The sequence below is a fragment of the Antrihabitans cavernicola genome, assembly GCF_008297975.1.
In the GTDB taxonomy this organism is placed as follows: domain Bacteria; phylum Actinomycetota; class Actinomycetes; order Mycobacteriales; family Mycobacteriaceae; genus Antrihabitans; species Antrihabitans cavernicola.
On sequence record NZ_VLNY01000003.1, the window covers coordinates 440,835 to 463,302 of the forward strand.

A 22,468-nucleotide genomic window follows, 5' to 3' on the forward strand; every position below is an offset into this window, starting at 1 on the left:
GCTACGGCCGATCGAGCATGGTGAGCAATCCGCAAAGATTGCTCGCTGCCTCGGCGCAGCCGCTTGCCGAATTCCTGTCGACCACAAGGTGTTTGCGCAAAGAGTCGTGACTTTCGTCGGACAACACCCAGCCCAAAGGCGCTCGGACGCTGGGCTCGGTCGGTGGTGCGACGGTCAGGAAGTACGACGAGTCACTCCCGAAGTTACTTCCGACCGACTTCGATACCTGGGCGCAGATCGCGTTACCGGGCGATCCGCAGCTGGTTCGCAGCTCGTTGGTGATGCGCTGGCCCAGGCTGCGCCACGAACTCAGCTGCGCATGCGCGGGACTCTGAATCTGCGTGGGCGCCAGAATCTCGGCGATCGGGCGTCCGATGTCGCGGAGTAGGTCTTCGCCTGGCTCGTCGTCCAGATAGACGACCAGCGGCACAACGATCGGACTGGCGGATCGGCGATCACGCGCGATCTGATCGAGGATCGGGGCATTGTGGTCACGGATGATCGCCGACAGCCCGGGGGAGATGTCCGCAATCGTGCCGAGTCCCGATTCCTCGGCATAGCCGCCGTCGACCAACTGCATGTCGGCCTTCGGGCACGAGTCGTCGAGCCCGGTGCGCGCGGTCGGTGTGACATAGGGGAATCGTGCCGAGATGAACGACGCGGTCGCCCACGTCTCGGGCAGCCCACATTTCGCGCCTGCGGACAGCAGGTCGATCGAACCTGCCGGGGCACCGGAATACGCCCGGCAATCGCCGGTCGAGGGCACCGGCTCGAAGTTCTGACTGAGATCGACCTGGCTGATCTGGACTCGGCATTTCGACGTTGCCGAGGTGGCATTGAAAACCAATGCGCCCGCCGGACCCTCGATGTCCGTCGGCTGGAACGTCTGACGCATCGCAGCGGACTTCTTCTCCCACACCGTTTCGATCAACCCTGCTCGATCTATCCACTGGTCTGATCCATTGGGGGCCAACAGGATTCCCGACGCGCCGGCGACCAGATCACCCACTCCGAGGCCTGCAAGGCCTGCGGCAAGCGCATCGGATTCGCCGACTTTTTCGGTCAAGCGCAACGGATCGGCGCCGGTCGTGCCAGGCAGGCCGCGCGTCAACGCCAGCCCGACGGAGCCGCCCGATACTCCACTGGACAGCATGGTCGCCGACGCGCCGCAGGAGCTGGAGCTGGACAGTACTGTCACAACACCGGCGGTCCACTCGGCAGCGCGGATGCCACCGCCGCTCGCGCCGAGCAGCAGCAGCGGCCGAACCTTCGCCTCGCCTGCGTTGTTCGCCAGCGCGACGGTGCGATCACAGGCAGAGCTCGAGGCCAACCATCGATCGAAAGTTGTCCGCAGGTTTGGTCGCGCCGCCGCTGCGGCCACCGCGTCGGCACCGGCCACGCCGTGCCGAATCTCGTGAAGCCGTTGATCGCCACCCAACCAGGCGACGAGTATCAGTGTCACGGCGGTGAACGTCAGGAACGGGTTGGCCTCCATGCGGAGCTCGCGGAACAGTTCCAACGGCTGCCGCGCCTGAAGGTGAATGATCAAGAAGCCCAACATCAACGACCAGATGCCGAGGACAAGTGTCACCATCGCGATGACGCCGATCGAGCTGCCGATCTCGATCGGCCAGCGCGCGAGCGCAACGACTCCGATGAAGCTGACGACGGGAAGCAGATTTGCCCAGCCCGACGGGTCGACCGAGTCGCCAGGATCCATCAGCGTGACCGCCCAGTTGGACTCGCCCGCGGACTCTTTCGGGAATTTCAGCAGCGGACGAATCGCGAGAAGCGGAATCGCCACTGCGACAGCCACACCGACCACGAGGGCGATTAGCTGTACAACCGGCAGGTCGCGGACATCGCTGAGGCCGAGTGCAACGGGCGCGACCAGCCCGCGCACCACCGCGAGCGCCAACACCACAAGAGCAGCCAGTGCGAGGACATCCCCCGCGATCCAGGTCGATTGGCCCAGTGGCTCTTCGTCCGGCTTCTCGCCCAGCGGGGGTGGGCTGGTGCCGTTGTGCGCGCGCCATCGGCGAATTCCGAACGAGATGACCACCAGCGCAACCGGAATCGCGATGGACACCAACAGTGGTCGCCACCGAACGGTCGACACTTCTTCGGTCAGGGTGACGACTGCGGCTACCAGCACGACTACCGGCGCGATCAGCCACCACCACAGCTGTGCGGGCCTCGAATCCGGTGCGGCCGTGGAGTTCGCGTCGTGGGCATATGCGCGCTCGGTGCGCTGTCGACCTTGAACCAGCAGCAGGCAGGCGATCGCAATCGACATGAGGATGGCGAAGACAGCATCCCAGATTCCGCTTCCGTCGCGGTCGAACCAGCTGCGGACGACGTCGGGGCCTTGGTCGAAGATGTTCTCTTTCGGGACCAGCGCAAGAATCCCGACGCCAGCGACGACAATCGCCGACAGCCGCTGCACCCACAGTGCGCGCCACACCCGTCTCGTCGCACGAAACATGGAGTGCCGGAGCTGATAGTTGCGGACGACGTTGATCAGGAGCCCAAGGTAGGCAATCCATTTGAGCGACGTCACCACGGCCGCGAACCACGTGAACCAGCCCGGTGCACCACCCTGATCGACGACAAGCGCGCCGATCAGGAACACGACTGCCTCGCCCGCTTCGAGACCGACGACCCACCGCAGCGCTCGACGCTCGGGCGTCCGTCTTTCCAGCACCGTGCGCAGCCACAGGAACATGCACGCGACGAGTACAAGATCCAGTGCGACGTGAATGACGATCCACAGTGCGATCGCACCCGGGTGCGTCGTGTCCGCCCACACCTGCCAGGCATCGCGGTGCGTGAACGCAGTCGGTGCGAGAACGGAATCGATACTCGCTCGCTTACCCGCCTGCGCCACGATCTCCGGATCCGCGACGGCGGTGGCAATCAACCGATTGATCTCGCTCATCGATATTGCCGCGGCCACGGCAACGACGAGCAGACTGAACCAGCGTCGGACGGGGCCCGGATCAGGCCGAATCACAGTGCGAGCGACAACTCCACCAGCCACCATGTCGGCCCCTCGGCATACATCGTGATCCCGCTAGCTCGGCGACGGCAAGATTGGGCTCAAGCGCCCTTTCGCTCGGCTGTCGCGGTCTTCTTTGCGGGTGCCTTCTTCGCTGCGGACTTCTTTGCCGGAGCCTTCTTGGCAGCCGCCGACTCTGTCGGTTTCTTGCCTGCCGCATCCACGCTGCGCTGCAGGGCCGCAACGAGATCGACCACTTCCGCGTCTTCTTCCTGCTCTTCCTGCTTCTCCGGCTGCACCACCTTTTTGCCGCCGGCCGCGATCGTCTCGTCGAGCATCTTCTTCAACTCGATCTGATAGTCGTCGGTGAACTCGGACTGATCGAAATCGTCGGACATCGTTTCGACGAGCGTCTCCGCCATGGCGATTTCGTTCGGTCGCGGCTCGGCGACGCCGTCGAGGGACTCGAACTCGGCCGCGCGCACCTCGTCCGGCCACAGCAGCGTCTGCAGTACGAGCACGCCGTCGCGGACGCGCAGTGCGGCAAGGCGTGTCTTCTGACGGAGAGTGAAGTGCACCAACGCAGTTCGATCGATCTTCTCGAGTGTGCGCGCCAGCAGGACGTACGCCTTCGGGGTGGCCGAGTCCGGCTCGAGGTAGTAGCTCTTGTCGAGCAAGATCGGATCCAGTTGCTCCGACGGGACGAACTGCAGCACCGGGATCTCATGTTTCTCGGCAGCAGGAAGTTTGCTGAAATCGTCGTCGGTGAGGATCACTTTCTCGCCGTCGGCCGACTCCCACGCCTTGTCGATGTCCGCGTATTGCACGGACTTTCCGCATACGGAGCAGACGCGGTCGTACTTGATGCGACCGCCGTCCTTGCCGTGGACCTGGTGAAACTTGATGTCGTGGTCCTCGGTGGCGGTATAGACCTTCACCGGGACGTTCACGAGCCCGAATGCGATGGAGCCCTTCCAGATCGATCTCATCATTCAATAATGGTGGAAAGTGCCCGAATTGGCGAGTATTTGCCCATCGAAAGCGACGATCCCGTTACCGCGCGGCGTAGGTCGGCGGGCAGGACGCGGAACAGGTTGCCCATCGCGGCGGCAGTCTCCGCGAAGTTGGTTCGTTGCGATAGATACGCCCGCTGCTGCGGCAGTGGAAGTTCGAAGAACGCGTCGAAAAAGGGCACCACCTGCGTCGGGTCGAGATCCAGCAAGGTTCGCAGTCCTGCCGCCCGTAGTGCGGCGATCGCTTTCGTGCGGGCAGGCCACAAGGTGTGGTCGAGGTTGTGTCCGTTGGCGATCGCGGCAGCGAGCGGCTCGGCGCACGTAAGCGATGCGGCGACGCTGTAGCCGGTGCCCGGGTGCAACATGCCGCCGCGCGAACCGAAAGCCGTTGCACCGCCTCGTCGTGACCGCTTCGGTGCCTCCACGGCGAAGCGCACTCGCTCCACCTGTTCGGTGCCGGTCAAGCCGACACTGCGGGCAGCAAGGCGGTTTCGGAGCCTGGCCGCCAATTCACGTTGATCGAGCGCCGGTCTGCCGACCAGGCAGGTTTCCTCGAGGAGAACGCGGTCGTCCGAAGTCGGCACCGCGTAGAGAAACGACGGCTGATCGTCCGGTGCGGCACCGTTGTCGCTGCGCCAGTCCATGAACCACGCCGCGGCCCCGTCGAGGATGGGTTCGGCGACAGCGGAGTCGACCACCAATCCGAATGCGGTCTGCTCGGCCAACCCCGACGCGTCGAACAGGCCGCGAGCATCGACGACGTTGCTGCCCTTGATGATTCGGCCGTCCGACATCGTGACCGAGGTGCGATCGACGCGCGTTGCGCTCGCCGCGACCACCCGAACGCCGTCGATCGTCAGCGCCTGTTGCAGCCCTGGCGTGTCCAGAACGGTGTAGGCCCGTGCCAAGGTCCGCGCCCGAGCGGTCCACACACCGACCGACGCAACGGTGACACCGACCGCCGCATCCGGGAGCCAGCCCGGCAGCTCGTCGGACCATGCGGCGTAGGTGGGGGTCCACCGCCGATCCGGATGTGGATCGACTGCGACCACGTCGAGACCTCGGACGCTGCAGCGGTGCGCAAGTGCCCGTCCTGCAGGACCGAGGCCGACGACTACTACGTCGGCGGTCAGAGCCCACCGGTGGAGAGAAGGCCGCCGTCCACCCGCACGGTTTCGCCGGTGATCCACGATGCGGCATCGGAGACGAGGAACCCGACCAGCGACGCGACGTCCTCGGGCGAGCCGAGCCGCTTCATCGGGTAGGGCGCAGCCGCGGCCTCTTCGCCTGCGGCGACGAGGGCGGCAGCGAACTTGGTCTTCACGACAGCGGGTGCAACGGCGTTGACCCGAATGTTCGGGCCGAGCTGCCATGCCAGTTCCTCGGTGAGTCGAATAAGTGCCGCCTTGGACGCGCCGTAGGCAGCGATCAGTCCGGTGGAGCGGATGCCCGCAACGCTTGCAAGGTTGACCACAGCGCCGCCGTGTTCGCCCATCCAGGCCCGGTGCGCCTGCTGCAGGTAACCGAGTGCGGCGACCACGTTGACGTCGAAAATCTTGCGAACGGCGTCCAGGTCGGCGTCCATCAACGAGCCGTACACGGGGTTGATGCCGGTGTTGTTGACGAGAATGTCGAGCGACCCGAGTTCGCTGACTGCGAGATCGACAGCCTCCGCGCGCGACCCTGCGTCGCCGGAGTTGCCTGCGAGCGTCACCACCTTGCCGTCGTGGCCCAAGGCGGACAGTTCTGTCGCCGCTTCCTCCAGTGGCTCGGGCTTGCGCGCTGTGATCAGCACGTTCGCTCCGCGCGAGAGCAGTTCGGCGGCGATCGCCTTGCCGATGCCACGGCTGGCTCCCGTGATCAGCGCACTTTTGCCTGAAAGATCCTTCACATCACCCATGACTCGAACGTTAGCGGAGTCACCGGCGAGATGGTCGAGCGCGGTGGCGTTCGCGGTTAAACTGGGAAGTTCTTTGTGCCACGATCAGCATGGAGACATCCGTGTTCCGACGAACGTCGGATGCCAGCCGCTGTAAGGGAGATGCCGTGATTACCGCCACCGACCTCGAGGTCCGTGCCGGTGTGCGCACCCTCCTGTCCGCGCCAGGGCCTGCACTTCGAGTCCAGGCCGGCGACCGTATCGGCCTGGTCGGTCGTAACGGCGCAGGTAAGACCACCAGCCTCCGCATTCTCGCCGGCGAGGGCGAGCCGTACGCGGGCGAGGTGGTGCGTAGCGGCGACGTCGGTTACCTGCCGCAGGATCCTCGCGAAGGTGACCTCGACGTGCTTGCCAAGGATCGGGTGCTCTCCGCACGCGGGCTCGACACCATGCTGCGTGACATGGAGAAGCAGCAGCTCCTGATGGCCGAGGTGGTCGACGAGGTGGAGCAGGAACGCGCCATCCGCAAATACGGTCAGCTCGAGGACCGCTTCTCGTCACTCGGTGGTTACGTTGCCGAAAGCGAAGCGGCCCGCATCTGCAACAGCCTCGGCTTGCCCGACCGGATTCTGGGCCAGACGTTGCGAACCCTGTCCGGTGGTCAGCGTCGGCGAGTCGAACTGGCGCGCATCCTCTTCGCCGCGTCCGACGGCAGTGGCGGTCGCTCGGACACGACGCTCCTGCTCGACGAGCCCACCAACCACCTCGACGCCGATTCGATCACCTGGCTGCGTGGCTTCCTGCAGAGCCACGAGGGCGGCCTCATCGTGATCAGCCACGATGTCGAGCTGCTCGGCGATGTGGTGAACCGGGTGTGGTTCCTCGACGCCGTTCGCGCCGAAGCCGACGTCTACAACATGAGTTGGAAGAAATACCTGGACGCGCGTGCCACCGACGAGCAGCGGCGTCGACGCGAGCGCGCCAACGCCGAAAAGAAGGCGGGTGCGCTCCGCATCCAGGCGGCCAAGCTCGGCGCGAAGGCCACCAAGGCCACCGCAGCCCAGAACATGGCGAAGCGCGCCGACAAGCTGATGGCGTCGCTGGACGAGGTTCGGGTGTCGGACAAGGTCGCGCACATCCGCTTCCCCGAGCCCGCGACCTGTGGCAAGACCCCGCTGATGGCGGAGAACCTCACCAAGGTCTACGGCTCGCTGGAGATCTTCACCGGAGTCGATCTTGCGATCGATCGCGGCAGTCGCGTGGTGGTGCTCGGTCTCAACGGCGCGGGCAAGACAACGTTGCTGAGAATTCTCGCCGGTGCCGAGCAGCCCGACGCAGGCAACCTGGTGCCCGGGCACGGCCTGAAAATCGGGTACTTCGCGCAGGAGCACGACACACTCGACGATCAAGCCACCGTCTGGGAGAACATCCGCCACGCGGCACCGGACGCGGGAGAGCAGGACCTTCGTGGCCTGCTCGGTGCGTTCATGTTCACCGGTCCACAGCTCGAGCAGCCCGCCGGCACACTCTCCGGCGGTGAGAAGACGCGCCTGGCGCTGGCCGGTTTGGTGTCGTCCGCGGCCAACGTGTTGCTCCTCGACGAGCCCACCAACAACCTCGATCCGATCTCCCGCGAGCAAGTTCTCGATGCGCTGCGAAGCTATGCCGGTGCCGTCGTGCTGGTGACGCACGATCCGGGCGCTGCCGAGGCGCTGTCGCCGGAGCGGGTGATCCTGTTGCCCGACGGTAGCGAGGACCACTGGTCGGCCGAGTATCTCGAATTGATTCAGCTCGCGTAGCGGATCGTTAGCTTCGCGTTGTTGATCTATCCCGAAGTCGGTGTCTAGCCTGGAAATACGCTGGTCTGCTGACTGGAGGAAGCCGTGGGCGATGATGCTGGTCTTCCCAAGGGTGCGCGTGTCACGGGCAAGTCGCGTGATCGTTTGCAGTCTCAGTTGAAGAAGCAATACGAGGCCGGTGCGAGCATTCGATCTCTTGCGAAGACGACTGGACGTTCGTACGGATTCGTGCACAACGTCCTCGTCGAATCCGACGTGGTACTGCGCGGTCGCGGGGGAGCGAACCGACGTAAGCCGGGTGTCTGACGCGTCAGCGCCGCCCCGCCTCCCGCTCTGCCCACCAGTTCGGGGCGCCGACGAAGTGGTTGTCGAAGCGATCCTGTGAGGCCATCAGATCGTCGGCCGTTGCCTCGCCGTCGCGGATTCGGCCGAGCAGTCGGAAGTAGTCGAATCGTTCGACACCCGGCGTGAGCGCAATCAGTACCCGGGCCGGAGCGCCGGGAGCAGCACCGAACGCGTGGATCATCCGCTTGGGAACCACCAACGACCCGCCCGCGCCCACCGTCATGATCTTGTCGTCGGCCAACACCTGCAATTCGCCGTCGATCACGTAGAAAAGTTCGGACGATCTGGTGTGGAAGTGCGGCGACGCGCCATCGACGCCTGCTGCCATGCGGACCTCGAGCGAACTCACCGCGCCGCCGGTAGCGGAGGCGTCGGTGAGCAATCGAATCGACGAACTATCGTCCCCGAGAACTTCGGCTTCCTCGGGGAGAACGATCGCTGCGGGTGCGCTGATGTCAGTAGTCATTGGAGGCTCCTAGGTAATTCGACCCAATATAATTCACCACCGAACTATAACTCGACGAACTACGCTGTGTCCATGACTGAAAACGATCGCGTCGAAACTGTGGTCGCGCAGTGGCAGCGCGAACGACCCGATCTGCAGACCGAGGCTATGGCGCTCTTCGGGCGGCTCGGCCGACTGGCGCTCCTCGCCGAGGAGGCGATCAATTCGACGTTCGTGCGAAACGGTCTGCAGCGCGGCGAGTTCGATGTCCTTGCGGCACTGCGCCGTTCGGGGGCGCCCTACGAATTGAATCCGTCCGTGCTCGCCGAGCAGTTGATGCTGTCGCGCGCAGGCATGACGGGGCGACTCGATCGCCTGGAGTCGGCCGGCCTTGTGCAACGGATTGCGGATGCCGGCGATCGTCGAAGCATCCGCGTCGTGCTGACGGACGACGGCAAGACGTTGATCGATCGCGTCGTTGCGGAGCACGTCGACAACGAAGAGGGGTTGATCGAATCGCTGACCAAGCACGATCGAGCCGAACTCGATCGGCTCGTGCGCAAACTTTCTGCGGCGATGGGCAGACGCGAGCGCCCCGGCGGCGCCTCCTGATTTCGCGCATCGAATCTATACTGGCGCAGTAAGTTTCGCGCTCGGATACAAATTCGGTGCGCAGAATTGGATTGCGCTCTCGTTAATGTTGGCGGCGGACCGAGGCCTCGACGAGATCGAGCACGGCCGAAAGATTGTCGCTGGTGTGCCCGGACGCAATGCGGGCGATGAGGCCGTCGAGGACCAGATCCAAGTAGCCGAGCAGCACATCGGTGGGCACGTCGTCGCGTAGCCGACCGGCGGCCTTCTGCCGCTCCAGTCGTTGCACGGTTGCTTCGGTGAGTTCAGCAGATCGCTGCGACCAGCCGTTGCGGAACTCGGCGTCGGTGCGGAGTCGGCGAGCGATCTCCAAACGTGTTCCGAGCCAATCGAATTGCTCGGGATGGGCGAGCATGTCGCGCATGACCTGAACCAGGCCCTGCTCGGCCGCGACATCGGCCATGCGGCTGGCATCTTCGTGCGCCAGCGCGAGGAACAACGCATCCTTGTCGCGAAAGTGGTGGAAGATCGCGCCGCGGGAGAGCCCGGTGGCTTCTTCAAGTCGGCGAACGGTCGCGCCGTCGTACCCGTGCGCAGCAAAGCAACTCCGCGCGCCATCGAGAATCTGGCTACGCCGAGCGGCGAGATGATCCTCGCTGACTTTGGGCACGCTGCCTCCTTCGTCGTCACCCGCAAGAGCACGGGTGCGAACACACACGGGTGGGCGGGGGGCACGGACGCGTAGTGCGCCCGTGCCCCCGCGCGCACTACGCGTTGACCATGTTCCTCAGCACGTACTGCAGGATGCCGCCGTTGCGGTAGTAGTCCGCTTCACCGGGGGTATCGATGCGCACGACCGCGTCGAACTCGACCTTCTCGCCTGCCCCCGGCGCAGCCGGATCATCGGACGCGGCCTTGGTGGCGGTCACGTGCACGGTCTTCGGCGTCTTGCCGTTGTTGAGCTCCGTGATGCCCTCGATGTCGAACGTCTCGGTGCCCGTCAGGCCCAGCGACTTGGCGGACTCGCCTGCCGGGAACTGCAGCGGAATGACGCCCATGCCGATCAGGTTCGACCGGTGGATGCGCTCGAACGACTCGACGATGACCGCCTTGACGCCCAGCAGGCTGGTGCCCTTGGCTGCCCAGTCGCGCGAGGAACCGGAACCGTATTCCTTGCCACCCAGCACGACCAGCGGGATGCCGGCCTTCTGGTAGTTCTGCGACGCGTCGTAGATGAACGACTGCGGTCCACCGTCCTGGGTGAAGTCGCGGGTGTAGCCGCCCGACACTCCGCCGTCGACGACACTGTCCAGGAGCTGATTTCTCAACCGGATGTTCGCGAACGTGCCGCGAATCATCACTTCGTGGTTACCGCGACGCGAGCCGAGCGAGTTGTAGTCCTTGCGCTCGACACCATGGCTGTCCAGGTACTGCGCGGCCGGGGTGCCCGGCTTGATCGGACCGGCCGGGCTGATGTGGTCGGTGGTGACCGAATCGCCCAGCAGGGCCAGCACGCGGGCGCCCGAGATGTCGCCGACCGGAGACGGTTCCATCTCCATGCCGTCGAAGTACGGCGCCTTGCGGACGTAGGTGGAGTTCTCGTCCCACGCGAAGGTGTCGCCCTCGGGAGTCGACAGGTTCTGCCACCGCTGGTCACCGTCGAAGATGGTGGCGTAGGAGTTGCGGAACATGTCCTGGCTGATCGCCGACTTGATGGTGTCGTCGATCTCCTGCGCCGACGGCCAGATGTCCTTGAGGAACACGTCGTTGCCATCGGTGTCCTGACCAAGCGGATCGGCTTCGAAATCGAAGTCCATGGTGCCCGCGAGACCGTAGGCGATGACCAACGGCGGCGACGCCAGGTAGTTCATCTTCACATCGGGGGAGATGCGGCCTTCGAAGTTGCGGTTGCCCGACAGCACCGCGGTGACGGTGAGGTCGTTGTCGTTGATCGCTTTCGAGATCGGCTCGAGCAACGGGCCGGTGTTACCGATGCAGGTGGTACAGCCGTAGCCGCCGAGGTAGTAGCCGAGCTTCTCGAGGTAGGGCCACAGACCGGCCTTCTCGTAGTAGTCGGTGACGACCTGCGAACCCGGTGCCATGTTGGTCTTGACCCACGGCTTGGTGGACAGGCCCTTCTCCACGGCGTTGCGAGCGAGCAGGGCCGCACCCAACATGACCGACGGGTTGGACGTGTTGGTGCAGGAGGTGATGCCTGCGACAACGACGGCGCCGTGATCGAGGACGAACTCGCCGCTCTCGTCGGTCTTCACGGTGACCGGCTTGGTCGGACGACCTTCGGCACCGTTGGCTGCGGACTGCACGTCCACTGCGCCGTCGTCGGCGAAGGACAGGGTTGCCGGATCGCTTGCCGGGAACGATTCTTCGACGGCTTCGTCGAGCTGTGTGTGCGGGGTGGTCGCTGCCACGCCGCCTTCGGAATCGTCGGTGTAGTTGTGAATGTCCTTGCGGAACGCCACCTTCGACTCGCTCAGCAGGATGCGGTCCTGCGGACGCTTCGGGCCTGCGATCGACGGTACGACGGTGGACAGGTCCAGTTCCAGGTACTCGGAGTAAGTCGCCTCCTCGGCAGCATCTCCAGAGTCGTGCCACATGCGCTGCTCCTTGGCGTACGCCTCGACGAGCGCGAGTTGCTCGTCGGTGCGGCCGGTCAGGCGCAGGTAGTTGATGGTTTCGCCGTCGATCGGGAAGATCGCTGCGGTGGAACCGAATTCGGGGCTCATGTTACCCAGGGTTGCGCGGTTGGCCAGCGGAACCTCTGCCACGCCCTTGCCGTAGAACTCGACGAACTTCCCGACAACGCCGTGCTGACGCAGCATGTCGGTGACCGTGAGGACCACGTCGGTCGCGGTGACGCCGGGCTGGATCTCACCAGACAGCTTGAAGCCGACGACGCGCGGGATCAGCATGGAGACGGGCTGGCCGAGCATGGCCGCCTCTGCCTCGATGCCGCCGACGCCCCAGCCGAGCACGCCGAGGCCGTTGACCATGGTGGTGTGGCTGTCGGTGCCGACGCAGGTGTCGGGGTAGGCCTGACCGTTGCGGGTCATGACGGTGGGTGCCAGGTACTCGATGTTGACCTGGTGGACGATGCCCATGCCCGGAGGGACGACCTTGAAGTCGTCGAACGCACCCTGGCCCCAGCGCAGGAACTGGTAGCGCTCGCCGTTGCGCTCGTACTCGAGATCGACGTTGCGCTCGAGCGCGTCGGCGCGGCCGAACACGTCGAGGATCACCGAGTGGTCGATGACCATGTCGGCGGGGGAGAGTGGGTTGACCTTGCTCGGATCGCCGCCGAGAGTCGTGACTGCCTCACGCATGGTGGCGAGGTCGACGATGCAAGGAACGCCCGTGAAGTCCTGCATGATCACGCGGGCGGGCGTGAACTGAATCTCGATGCTCGGATCCGCCGACGGATCCCAATTGGCAATGGCGCGAATGTGATCCGCGGTGATGTTGGCACCATCTTCGGTGCGAAGCAGGTTCTCGGCAAGAACCTTCAGTGCGTAGGGAAGTTTTTCGGTACCGGGCACTGCAGAGAGACGGAAGATCTCGTACGACTGGCTTCCGACCTCGAGAGTGCCCTTGGCGCCGAACGTATCGTTGGTTGAAGTCACGTCAGCTCCACTCGTGTGTGAGGGTGTCGCCGACAGGGCTGTGTCGGCGACGGATTCGAGGATACGGGCGAACGTGTCGACTCCCGTTTCCCCTGCTTTCCAGCTTAACAGTACGCTTGTCCTGTGAGAATCCGGGGCGGAATCGCGCCACAACCTAGGAAATTCGGATCGGGTCGTCGCGTACTCTGCTGACCTGTGTCTCCGACTTCCATGTTCACGCCCGCGGCCGCCGACCTGCCGCCGGACACCGATCTCGACATGGTGATCCGTGACCTGGCAGGTGACCACGTCTCCGCGCCCAGCAAAGACGTCGACCAGTTGACGACGGTGGTGCGCGACGCTCGCTCGAAGGGCGTGGATCTCAGCATCGTGGTACTGGACAAGAATCCGATCCGCGACTCGCAGCTCCGCGACCTCGCGACCGACGTCGGGAAGCATGAGGGCGGCACCGTTCTGGTGCTCAGCCCGAGCTGGGTCGGAACGTTCAGCGGTTCGATAGACCGGGTCACCCTCGAAGCGGGACAAGACCATACCTATACGGGTAACGCTGTAACCGCGTCCCAGAACTTCGTCGCCGAGATCACCAAACCCGAGATCCCGTGGACCGGTGCCACCTGCGTGATTCTGGCCGGCACCGCGCTGGCAGCGGTCGGTCTGTACGCGATCAAGGCGCGACGCGCTCGCGCTGTGGCCCCCGTCACAGCTGCACAGACGCCTGCAGTGGATTCCTCGCACTCGAGCTGACTCGGCTCGCGCCACCCCGCTCCATTCGAAGAAACAGCAATATCTGCAGGTGAAGGCCTGTCGAATTACGTTGTTGTTATTTGTGACTGGAGTTTCTTTAGTGGGAAAAGTGTCGTACGGTGCCATTGACACTTATGGGGAAGATGTGTCGCGGAGAACACGCAGTTGCCGAAGTGGCCGTTGATTCGGTCGGCATCACGGGTGCGCGTTCGATCGGCCCGAACCTGGGTCGGTGGCGTCTTCTTCTCGCGTGGGCTAGGTGAAACCGAGGGAGAGATTTGTGAGGCGAAGGTCGAGCAGTAGCGACTTGTCGCGCACGAGAAACGCGCGCCACACATCCCGAACTCGAGCGTCCGTGACCCGCGCGCTGATCGGATTCGGATTGGCGATTGCGCTCAGCGCAGCGATGCCGGGTCAGAGTGCGGCCGTGCCGCCACCCCCGCCCAACCCGAGCGATGGCGATATCTCGCAAGCGAATTCGGCAGTGACAGCCCAGCTCGGTGCTGTCGGAGCGCTGATCAACCAGGTCGCTTCCGCCAACGATCAGCTCAGCAAGCTCGACGACGCAGTAGCGGTCAAGCGCGAAGACGTCAACAAAGCTCTTGTCGATCTGCAAAATGCGCGCAGCGCGGCGGACGTTGCAAATGCGGCGGTCACGGCAAGTAAGCAGGCACTGAGTTTCGCCACGACCGAAATCGACAAAGCGCAGAAGAAATTCGACGGCTACGCGGCGAAGACCTACACCGATGGTGGCGCCGCATCGTCGATCGCGTCGTATCTCGGATCGTCTAATCCCGACGAAATTCTCGATCGTGCGCAGGCGCTCGAAATGTTGTCGCGCAGCCAGCAGGCCGTCCTCGATGGCTTGCAGCGGGCCCGCACCGAAGAGGCGAACAAAGATTCAGCTGCGCGAAAGTCGAAGCAGGATGCCGACGCAGCGGCTGCCGATGCCGAGTCGAAGAAAGGCGCGGCGGAACAGGCCATCGCCACCGCTCAGGCCGCGCTGCAACAGGAAGCGTCACGCAAGACTCAGATAGAGGCGCAGCGTGACTCCGCCCAGTCTCAGCTCGATGCCGCCCGCACCAACGTGGCCGGACTGCAGGGTCAGCGCGAAGCGTTCATCGGTTGGGACAACCAGAAGCAGGCCGAGGACGCAGCTCTCGCCGCAGCGGCCGACGTCGCCAAGCAGATCGCGATGCAGGCGATCCAGCGGGTCGCCGCGAACCAGGCAGCGAAGGATCGCGCGGCCGAACTGGCGGCCGGTCAGCGTCCGCACACGCAGGTCGAGGACGACAACAGCACCGACCAGTCGTCGGACAACGATTCCAGCGACGGTGATTCCACCGACGGCGATTCCAGCGACAGCACCGACGATTCCGGTACGAGCTCCAAGACCACCAAGTCGTCGCAGCCGACCATGACGGGCAGCGCGGCGATCGAGACCGTGATCGATCGCGGCATGTCGCAGCTCGGTGTCACCTACGCATGGGGTGGCGGCGACGAGAACGGTCCGACGCTCGGTATCCGAGACGGTGGCGTCGCCGACAGCTACGGCGACTATCGGAAAGTCGGCTTCGACTGCTCGGGCCTGATGGTCTACGCATTCGCCGGTATCGGAATTTCGCTTCCGCATTACAGCGGTTACCAGTACACAGCGGGCACGCAGATTCCGTCGTCGAAGATGAAACGCGGCGACATGATCTTCTACGGTGCCAACGGCAGTCAGCATGTCGCGCTGTATCTGGGCAACGATCAGATGCTCGAGGCGCCGGAATCCGGTTCGCACGTGAAGGTTTCGCCGGTTCGTGACGACGGCATGACGCCGTACGTGGTGCGGATGGTCTCCTGACGGCAGACCGACTATCCGACGGCGGTGCCAGCGCGGATCGGGTACACCTGGAATAGTTGGATCGGTAGGCATATCGGGGCAGGACTTCGAAGGTGAAAGCGGTGGATTCTTGGTGACCTCATCTGACAGCGCGGGCTCTCGAGAGGCGGGGGCGAGTCTGGCACAGGACACGCAAACCCTCGAGAAAGCGATCTACGAGGTCAAGCGTGTGATCGTCGGCCAGGATCGCCTGGTGGAGCGACTGCTCGTCGGTGTGCTCGCCAGAGGGCACGTGTTGCTCGAAGGCGTCCCAGGTATCGCCAAGACGCTGGCGGTGGAAACATTCGCGACGGTGGTCGGTGGTTCGTTCTCGCGTGTCCAGTTCACGCCCGACCTGGTGCCGACCGACCTGATCGGTACCCGCATCTACCGCCAGGGGCGCGAGGAATTCGATACCGAGCTGGGCCCCGTCGTCGCGAACTTCGTCCTCGCCGACGAGATCAACCGCGCGCCGGCCAAGGTGCAGTCGGCCCTGCTCGAGGTGATGGCCGAACGGCACGTCTCGATCGGTGGCAAGACCTACCCGATGCCCGATCCGTTCCTGGTGATGGCGACGCAGAACCCGATCGAGAGCGAGGGTGTCTACCCGCTTCCCGAGGCGCAGCGCGACCGGTTCCTGTTCAAGGTTGTCGTCGACTATCCGTCGATCGAGGAAGAACGCGAGATCGTCTACCGGATGGGTGTCACACCCCCGGTCGCCAAGCGGATCCTCGACCCCGAGGAAGTGGTTCGCCTGCAGAAGGTGGCCAGCGGGGTGTTCGTCCACCATGCGCTTGTCGACTATGTGGTCCGCGTGATCGCAGCGACTCGCACGCCTGCCGAATTCGGTCTCAACGATGTTGCGGGCTGGATCGCGTACGGCGCATCCCCACGCGCCAGCCTCGGCATCATTGCTGCAGCTCGTGCGCTCGCGTTGATCCGCGGTCGCGATTACGTGGTTCCCCAGGACGTTCTGGAGATCATCCCGGACGTGCTGCGTCACCGCCTCGTGCTGTCCTACGACGCGCTTGCCGACGAAGTGTCGCCCGAAGACGTCATCACCCGTGTGTTGCAGACCGTCGGGTTGCCGCAGGTGGCCGCGCAGGCGGTTGCGCCGACGGCGCCGGTTCCGGCAGGGGCCGCCATGCCGGCAGCTCCGACAGGCGGGCAGGCTCCGCAAGCCGGTCCGGTTGCGAGCGGCGCGGTCTCGAGCGGGAACGCGCCGAACGGGAACAGCAAGCCGCAGTGACGGCACCGAACCCGCCGTCCTTCCAGTCGGGTGAGCTCTCGGATCCGAGGCTTGCCGCTGCACTGCGCACGCTCGAGCTGACGGTTCGCCGCCGCCTGGACGGTGTCTTGCACGGCGACCACATGGGTCTGATCCCCGGTCCCGGCTCCGAGCCGGGTGACGCCCGGATGTATCAGCCAGGCGACGACGTTCGCCAGATGGACTGGTCGGTCACCGCTCGCACCACCCATCCGCACGTGCGGCAGACCGTCGCCGACCGCGAGCTGGAAACCTGGGTGGTCGCCGACCTGTCGTCGAGCCTGGATTTCGGCACCACGGGGTGTGAGAAGCGTGATCTGGTAGTTGCCGCCACGGCGGCGATCGCCCATCTGACCAGCGGCGGCGGCAACCGGATCGGTGCTGTCGTCGCGACCGGCGCGGACACGGTGCGCATCCCGGCCCGTAGCGGTCGCACGCATGCCCAAACGATGCTTCGCGAGATCGCGACCACGCCGCGAGCACCCGACGGCGTACGCGGTGATCTGAAGGGTGGCATCGAGTCGTTGCGGCGGCCGCAGCGCAAGCGCGGTCTCGCGGTCATCATCAGCGACTTCCTCGGCCCGATCGATTGGCAGCGTTCGTTGCGTGCGATCTCCGCGCGCCACGACCTACTTGCCGTCGAGGTGCTCGATCCGCGCGATCTGGAATTGCCGGATGTGGGAGACGTTGTTCTGCACGACCCCGAGACCGGACGTACCCGCGAGTTCTCCGTGAGCCCGGAGCTTCGGGCCGATTTCGCGGCCGCGGCGCAGCAGCATCGTGATCAGGTGGAACAAACTCTGCGCGGATGCGGTGCACCGGTGCTTACGTTGCGCACCGACCGCGACTGGATCACCGACGTCGTCCGTTTCGTGTCCACCCGGCGCCACAGCTTCGGCGCCCCGGTGAAGGTGCCCCGCCAGTGACTGTTCTTGTCGACTCGATGCTCCGCTCCGCTGATATGCGCGGGGAGGGCCCCATCTCATGAGTCTTTCGCAATTTTCCGCACCGATTTGGCTGATCTTCCTGGTCGTCGTTGCGGCGCTCCTCGTCGCGTATCTGATCGCCCAGCGGTCCAAGCACAAGCACATGATGCGGTTCGCGAACATGGAACTGCTGGAGCGGGTCGCCCCCGCGCGGCCCGGTCGATGGCGTCACGCGCCAATCGCGTTGCTGCTGGTCGGCCTACTGCTGTTCACCGTCGCTCTTGCCGGCCCCACCAAGGACAAGCGGATACCGCGCAACCGCGCGACCGTCATGCTGGTCATCGACGTCTCGCTGTCGATGGAATCCACCGACGTGAAACCGAGCCGACTGGTGGCCGCACAGACAGCCGCAAAGTCGTTCGTCCAGGGGCTGACGCCGGGGATCAATCTCGGCTTGGTCGCCTTCGCGGGTACCGCATCGGTGTTGGTGTCACCGACCGCGAATCGTGACGAAACCAAGGCCGCGATCGATCAGCTCAAGCTCAGCGAACGGACCGCCACCGGCGAGGGCATCTTCACGGCGCTGCAGTCCATCGAAACGCTCGGTGCTGTGCTCGGCGGCGCGGACGAACCGCCGCCGGCGCGAATCGTGATGATGTCCGACGGCAAACAGACCGTGCCGGAAAGTCCCGATGATCCACGCGGCGGCTACACGGCAGCGCGCGAGGCTAAGGCCAAAGGCGTTCCCGTGTCGACGATTTCGTTCGGCACCAAGTACGGAACCGTCGACATCCCGAACGAGGGCGGCGGCACCGATCGTGTCGACGTTCCGGTGGACGACCCGTCGTTGCGGGAGATCGCCAATCTGTCGGGCGGTAGTTTCTTCACCGCGACGAGCCTCGAGGAACTCAACAAGGTCTTCGACACCCTCGAAGAGCAGATCGGCTACGAGACGACCCGCGGCGACGCAAGTCGGCCGTGGCTGATTCTCGGCGTCCTGGTGACCGCGGCCGGTCTGGTGACCGCACTGGTACTGCGCCAGCGCCTGCCCTGAAATCGAACGACGAGCTGGACCCCTTCCCGTTGTCGGATAGCTAACAGTTAGGTTTGAGAGCATGTCGAACCCCAACACAGCCGAGAAGCCGTCACGTTCCGTGCTGGTCACAGGCGGTAACCGAGGCATCGGCCTCGCTGTCGCGAAGCGACTGAAAGCAGACGGCCACAAGGTAGCCGTCACCCATCGCGGCTCCGGTGTTCCGGACGGACTCTTCGGAGTGCAGTGCGATGTCACCGATACCGATTCCGTGGATCGTGCGTTCAAAGAGGTCGAGGAGCACCAGGGTTCGGTCGAGGTAGTGGTGGCCAACGCGGGCATCACCGACGACACCCTCCTGATGCGGATGACCGAGGAGCAGTTCACCAAGGTCATCGACGCCAACCTCACCGGCGCCTTCCGGGTTGCCAAGCGCGCCAACCGCAACATGCTGCGCGCCCGCTGGGGACGACTGATCTTCCTCGGCTCGGTCGTCGGGCTCGCGGGTGGCCCAGGGCAGATCAACTACGCGTCGTCCAAGGCAGGCGTGATCGGCCTGGCCCGCTCGGTGACCCGCGAATTGGGCTCGCGTTCGATCACCGCCAACGTGGTGGCACCCGGATTCATCGAGACCGACATGACGGCCGAACTGCCCGACGATCTGCGAGCGAAGGCCAAGGAATTCATCCCGCTGCAGCGGCTCGGCAAGCCCGAGGACGTCGCCGCGGTCGTCAGCTTCCTCGCGTCCGAGGATTCCGCATACGTCTCCGGTGCGATCATCCCGGTCGACGGCGGCATGGGCATGGGCCACTAGCACTTTCGTCTATTCGATTCCATCGTTGTTCGACACTGGAGAAGAGTCACTTATGAGCGGACTGCTCGAAGGAAAGACCGTCCTCATCACCGGCATCATCACCGATGCCTCCATCGCATTCCACGCCGCGGCCATGGCTCAGAACGAGGGCGCGCGGGTGATCATCACCGGCTTCGATCGGTTGCGACTGATCGACCGTATCGCCCAGCGGCTGCCCAAGGAGGTTCCGCCTGCCATCGAGCTCGACGCCACCAACGAGGAGCACCTGAGCACGCTCGCTGATCGCCTTCGTGAGATCGCACCGGAAGGTATCGACGGCGTCCTGCACTCCATCGCCTTCGCGCCGCGGACCCTGATGGGGCCCGGTTCGCTGCCGTTCCTCGACGGCCCCGGCCCCGACGCGGCGAAGGCATTCGAGATCTCGGCGTGGAGCTACGCGTCGCTTGCCCGCGCCGTGCTGCCGGTGATGAACGAGGGCGGCTCGATCGTCGGTATGGATTTCGATCCGCGTACCGCGATGCCGTTCTACAACTGGATGGGTGTCGCCAAGGCGGCTCTCGAGTCGGTCAACCGCTACGTGGCGCGCGAGGTGGGCGAGGCCAAGAAGGTTCGTTCCAACCTCATTGCGGCAGGACCGATCAAGACGCTTGCAGCCAAGGCCATCGCGGGCACCGCGACCGGTGATGCGGCAAAGATGAACCAGCTCAACACCTATTGGGACGGCGCGAGCCCGATAGGCTGGGACACCGACGACCCGACGGTGGTCGCGAAATCGATCGTGTGTCTGCTCTCGGATTGGTTGCCCGCCACCACGGGTTCGATCATCTACGTAGACGGTGGGGCGAGCCACAACACGTGGTTCCCGGAGGACATGGCCTGACGTGCGACCTGATGCGCTCCTGCTGCTGTCCTTCGGCGGACCGGAGCAACCCAGTGACGTGATGCCGTTCCTGGAGAACGTCACTCGGGGCCGGGGAGTGCCTCGCGATCGGCTGGAAGCGGTTGCGGAGCACTACATGCATTTCGGTGGCGTATCGCCGATCAACGCGCTCAATCGGGACATCATCGCTGCGATCGAGAGCGAGCTGGCGCGTACTGGTATCGACCTGCCCGTGTACTTCGGCAACCGCAACTGGCACCCGATGGTCGAGGACACGGTTGCGACGATGCGCGACGACGGTATTCGTTCGGCGCTGGTTTTCCCGACGTCGGCCTGGGGCGGCTATTCGGGCTGCAGGCAGTATCACGAAGACATCGTTCGCGCTCGAAACGCTGTCGGATCGGACGCGCCGACGCTGGTGAAACTTCGACAGTACTACGACCATCCGCTCCTGATCGCATCGTTCGCCGACGCGATCGGCGCCGCGGTTGCGCAGCTGCCCGCCGATCGACGCGAGACCGCTCGGTTGGTCTTCACGGCGCACTCGATTCCGGTGGCTGCGGACGCGTCGGCAGGCCCGCCGTCCGACGGCGGTAACCTCTACAGCCGCCAGGTTGCCGAGGCGGCTCGATTGTGCGCTGCCGCAGCTGGTTTCGCCGATCACGACCTCGTCTGGCAGTCGCGCTCCGGTCCGCCGCAGGTGCCCTGGCTGGAGCCCGACATCTGCGATCACCTGGAGGCGCTGTCGGCCGACGGCGTGGACGCAGTGGTGATCTGCCCGGTGGGATTTGTCTCCGATCACCTCGAGGTGGTCTGGGATCTCGACACCGAGGCGCAGGAGAAGGCAGCAGAGCTGGGAATGTCGATCGCCCGCGCCGCAACCCCCGGTACCGACTCGCGATTCGCCCAACTCGCCCTCGAACTGATCGGCGAGCAGACCGCGGGATCGCCGCCGCAGCGGCTGGGGGTGGAACCGGCGTATGGTTCGACGCCCGATGGCGCGCCGTGCAACCCGGGCTGTTGTGCAATGGCTACGCGCACCGCACGCCAGAAATAGGGGTCGATCTCCGGGTGTTCCCGGATGTGGACCGGACCTCGATCTCGATACGTTGGCGCGATGCGACTGTTGCGAATCATGCCGATTCTGGTTGTTCTGCTTGGTGTTTCGGTGGCGGGCTGCGCGGACGAATCGTCGCCGCCCGCGACCGACGTCCAGCGGGACCTCGACACCCTCGTCGGTGCGGCCCGGGCAGGCGGGGCTGCTCTCGTCGTCAAGGGCGCAGGGCCCGAGCTTCGCGTGACCAGCGGAGTGGCCGACAAGTCCACCGGCGCGCCGATGCGTTCGGATCAGCAGGTGCGGATCGGGAGCGTGACCAAGTCGTTCACCGCTGCGCTGGTGCTGTCGTTGGTTCGCGACGGGCGGGTCGACCTCGATGCTCCGGCGGAACGCTATGTGCCCGAACTCGTTTCGGCCGGCAGCGAACCGGCGCCGACTGTGCGGCAGGTGCTCCAACACACCAGTGGATTGCCGGAATGCACCACCAGCCGCGCCATCATGCAATCCGGATCCGGTGGTACGGAACAGTTCACGCCGGAGCGGATTCTTCAGATCGCGATGCAATCACCGCGGCAGTTTCGACCGGGCGAACAGATGAAGTACACCAACACCAACTACATCGTGGCTGGGCTCATCGCGTCGCGGGTGTCCGGTGTGCCGGTGTCGCGGTTGCTGCAGCAGCGCATCGCGGAACCGCTGGGATTGCGCAACACGTATCTACCGGAGCCCGGCGAGCGAATGATCCGCGGTCCGCATCCGACCGGCTACTGGATCGGGCCGGACGGTGTCGACACAGCGTTGTCGGACACCGAAACGTCGGCGATGGGAGCGGCCGGAGGCATCGTCTCGACGCCGGACGACCTCATCGCCTTCTTCGATGCTCTTCGCGACGGCACCGTGCTGGACGCGGCAACCTCGGCGCAGTTGCACAGCGCAGTCCCGATGGGAGGCCGTCCTGGACTGACCTACGGTCTGGGGCTGATGCACGCCACGTTCGGGTGTGGCGTGCAGTTCTGGGGCCATGCGGGCGACGTCCCCGGATATACGGCATTGGCGGGTTCGACGTCCGATGGGCGAGGGGTGGCGTTGACGATCACCGGAGCCGTGGATCACGACTCGGACATGTTGAGCGTGGTCGACCGCGCGGTGTGCGCGCAGAAAGCCAGTTGACG

19 protein-coding genes are annotated in these 22,468 nt (G+C 64.8%); 12 read left to right on the top strand and 7 right to left on the bottom strand.

Annotation, left to right across the window (positions count from 1 at the left end; genetic code table 11):
* Position 1 precedes the first annotated feature (1 nt).
* The 4 genes from FOY51_RS09305 to FOY51_RS09320 are packed head-to-tail and all read right to left on the bottom strand — an operon-like array spanning position 2 to position 5,911.
* Complete coding sequence (locus FOY51_RS09305; protein WP_149429923.1) at positions 2 to 3,043, bottom strand: hypothetical protein; 3,042 nt, start codon at positions 3,041 to 3,043, stop codon at positions 2 to 4.
* 56 nt (positions 3,044 to 3,099) lie between these two features.
* The gene (gene ku / locus FOY51_RS09310) at positions 3,100 to 3,987 is read right to left on the bottom strand and encodes a non-homologous end joining protein Ku (RefSeq protein WP_149429924.1); all 888 of its coding nucleotides are present in this window, start codon (positions 3,985 to 3,987) and stop codon (positions 3,100 to 3,102) included.
* Positions 3,987 to 5,144 (bottom strand): lycopene cyclase family protein, encoded by a 1,158-nt coding sequence (locus tag FOY51_RS09315; protein WP_149430050.1) that lies wholly within the window; start codon positions 5,142 to 5,144, stop codon positions 3,987 to 3,989. Before FOY51_RS09315 ends, ku begins: the two co-directional genes overlap by 1 nt.
* Positions 5,141 to 5,911: an SDR family oxidoreductase gene (locus FOY51_RS09320; protein ID WP_149429925.1), complete on the bottom strand. Its 771-nt coding sequence runs from the start codon at positions 5,909 to 5,911 to the stop codon at positions 5,141 to 5,143. The genes FOY51_RS09315 and FOY51_RS09320 overlap by 4 nt, the downstream gene beginning before the upstream one ends.
* 146 nt (positions 5,912 to 6,057) lie before the next feature.
* Here FOY51_RS09320 and FOY51_RS09325 point away from each other — a divergent pair, with 146 nt between their 5' ends.
* Together FOY51_RS09325 and FOY51_RS09330 are read left to right on the top strand one after the other, a co-directional pair.
* Entirely contained in the window at positions 6,058 to 7,689 is a 1,632-nt protein-coding gene (locus tag FOY51_RS09325) for an ABC-F family ATP-binding cassette domain-containing protein (protein WP_149429926.1), read from the top strand.
* A gap of 84 nt (positions 7,690 to 7,773) precedes the next feature.
* Positions 7,774 to 7,995 (top strand): helix-turn-helix domain-containing protein, encoded by a 222-nt coding sequence (locus FOY51_RS09330; protein ID WP_149429927.1) that lies wholly within the window; start codon positions 7,774 to 7,776, stop codon positions 7,993 to 7,995.
* A gap of 4 nt (positions 7,996 to 7,999) precedes the next feature.
* Here FOY51_RS09330 and FOY51_RS09335 read toward each other — a convergent pair whose 3' ends face one another.
* Positions 8,000 to 8,500 (bottom strand): cupin domain-containing protein, encoded by a 501-nt coding sequence (locus FOY51_RS09335; RefSeq protein ID WP_149429928.1) that lies wholly within the window; start codon positions 8,498 to 8,500, stop codon positions 8,000 to 8,002.
* A 72-nt stretch (positions 8,501 to 8,572) separates the two neighbouring features.
* On the opposite strand from FOY51_RS09335, the gene FOY51_RS09340 reads away from it, so the two are divergent.
* Positions 8,573 to 9,091: a MarR family winged helix-turn-helix transcriptional regulator gene (locus FOY51_RS09340; RefSeq protein WP_149429929.1), complete on the top strand. Its 519-nt coding sequence runs from the start codon at positions 8,573 to 8,575 to the stop codon at positions 9,089 to 9,091.
* Positions 9,092 to 9,173: 82 nt separating this feature from the next.
* On the opposite strand, the gene FOY51_RS09345 is transcribed toward FOY51_RS09340, so the two are convergent.
* Positions 9,174 to 9,740: a TetR/AcrR family transcriptional regulator gene (locus tag FOY51_RS09345; protein ID WP_149429930.1), complete on the bottom strand. Its 567-nt coding sequence runs from the start codon at positions 9,738 to 9,740 to the stop codon at positions 9,174 to 9,176.
* 97 nt (positions 9,741 to 9,837) lie between these two features.
* A complete protein-coding gene (locus tag FOY51_RS09350; protein ID WP_149429931.1) occupies positions 9,838 to 12,708 on the bottom strand; it encodes an aconitate hydratase in 2,871 nt (956 codons plus the stop codon).
* Positions 12,709 to 12,903: 195 nt separating this feature from the next.
* Between FOY51_RS09350 and FOY51_RS09355 the strand changes: the two genes are divergently transcribed.
* From FOY51_RS09355 to FOY51_RS09395, 9 genes are all read left to right on the top strand, one after another.
* On the top strand, positions 12,904 to 13,452 hold the full coding sequence (locus FOY51_RS09355; RefSeq protein ID WP_235916209.1) for an Rv1476 family membrane protein: 549 nt from the start codon (positions 12,904 to 12,906) through the stop codon (positions 13,450 to 13,452).
* Positions 13,453 to 13,858: 406 nt separating this feature from the next.
* A complete protein-coding gene (locus FOY51_RS09360) occupies positions 13,859 to 15,301 on the top strand; it encodes an NlpC/P60 family protein (protein WP_149430052.1) in 1,443 nt (480 codons plus the stop codon).
* A 112-nt stretch (positions 15,302 to 15,413) separates the two neighbouring features.
* Positions 15,414 to 16,568 (top strand): AAA family ATPase, encoded by a 1,155-nt coding sequence (locus FOY51_RS09365; RefSeq protein ID WP_235916210.1) that lies wholly within the window; start codon positions 15,414 to 15,416, stop codon positions 16,566 to 16,568.
* Positions 16,565 to 17,512, top strand: coding sequence for a DUF58 domain-containing protein (locus tag FOY51_RS09370; protein WP_149429932.1), 948 nt, complete (start codon positions 16,565 to 16,567; stop codon positions 17,510 to 17,512). The genes FOY51_RS09365 and FOY51_RS09370 overlap by 4 nt, the downstream gene beginning before the upstream one ends.
* Positions 17,513 to 17,570: 58 nt before the next feature.
* Positions 17,571 to 18,566, top strand: coding sequence for a VWA domain-containing protein (locus FOY51_RS09375; RefSeq protein ID WP_149429933.1), 996 nt, complete (start codon positions 17,571 to 17,573; stop codon positions 18,564 to 18,566).
* A gap of 61 nt (positions 18,567 to 18,627) precedes the next feature.
* Positions 18,628 to 19,359, top strand: a complete 732-nt coding sequence (fabG1, locus tag FOY51_RS09380) for a 3-oxoacyl-ACP reductase FabG1 (RefSeq protein ID WP_149429934.1) — start codon at positions 18,628 to 18,630, stop codon at positions 19,357 to 19,359.
* A 52-nt stretch (positions 19,360 to 19,411) separates the two neighbouring features.
* Positions 19,412 to 20,239 (top strand): NADH-dependent enoyl-ACP reductase InhA, encoded by an 828-nt coding sequence (inhA, locus tag FOY51_RS09385; protein WP_149429935.1) that lies wholly within the window; start codon positions 19,412 to 19,414, stop codon positions 20,237 to 20,239.
* Between the two features lies 1 nt (position 20,240).
* A complete protein-coding gene (locus tag FOY51_RS09390; protein WP_149429936.1) occupies positions 20,241 to 21,296 on the top strand; it encodes a ferrochelatase in 1,056 nt (351 codons plus the stop codon).
* A 60-nt stretch (positions 21,297 to 21,356) separates the two neighbouring features.
* The gene (locus FOY51_RS09395) at positions 21,357 to 22,466 is read left to right on the top strand and encodes a serine hydrolase domain-containing protein (RefSeq protein ID WP_187776251.1); all 1,110 of its coding nucleotides are present in this window, start codon (positions 21,357 to 21,359) and stop codon (positions 22,464 to 22,466) included.
* Positions 22,467 to 22,468 lie beyond the last annotated feature (2 nt).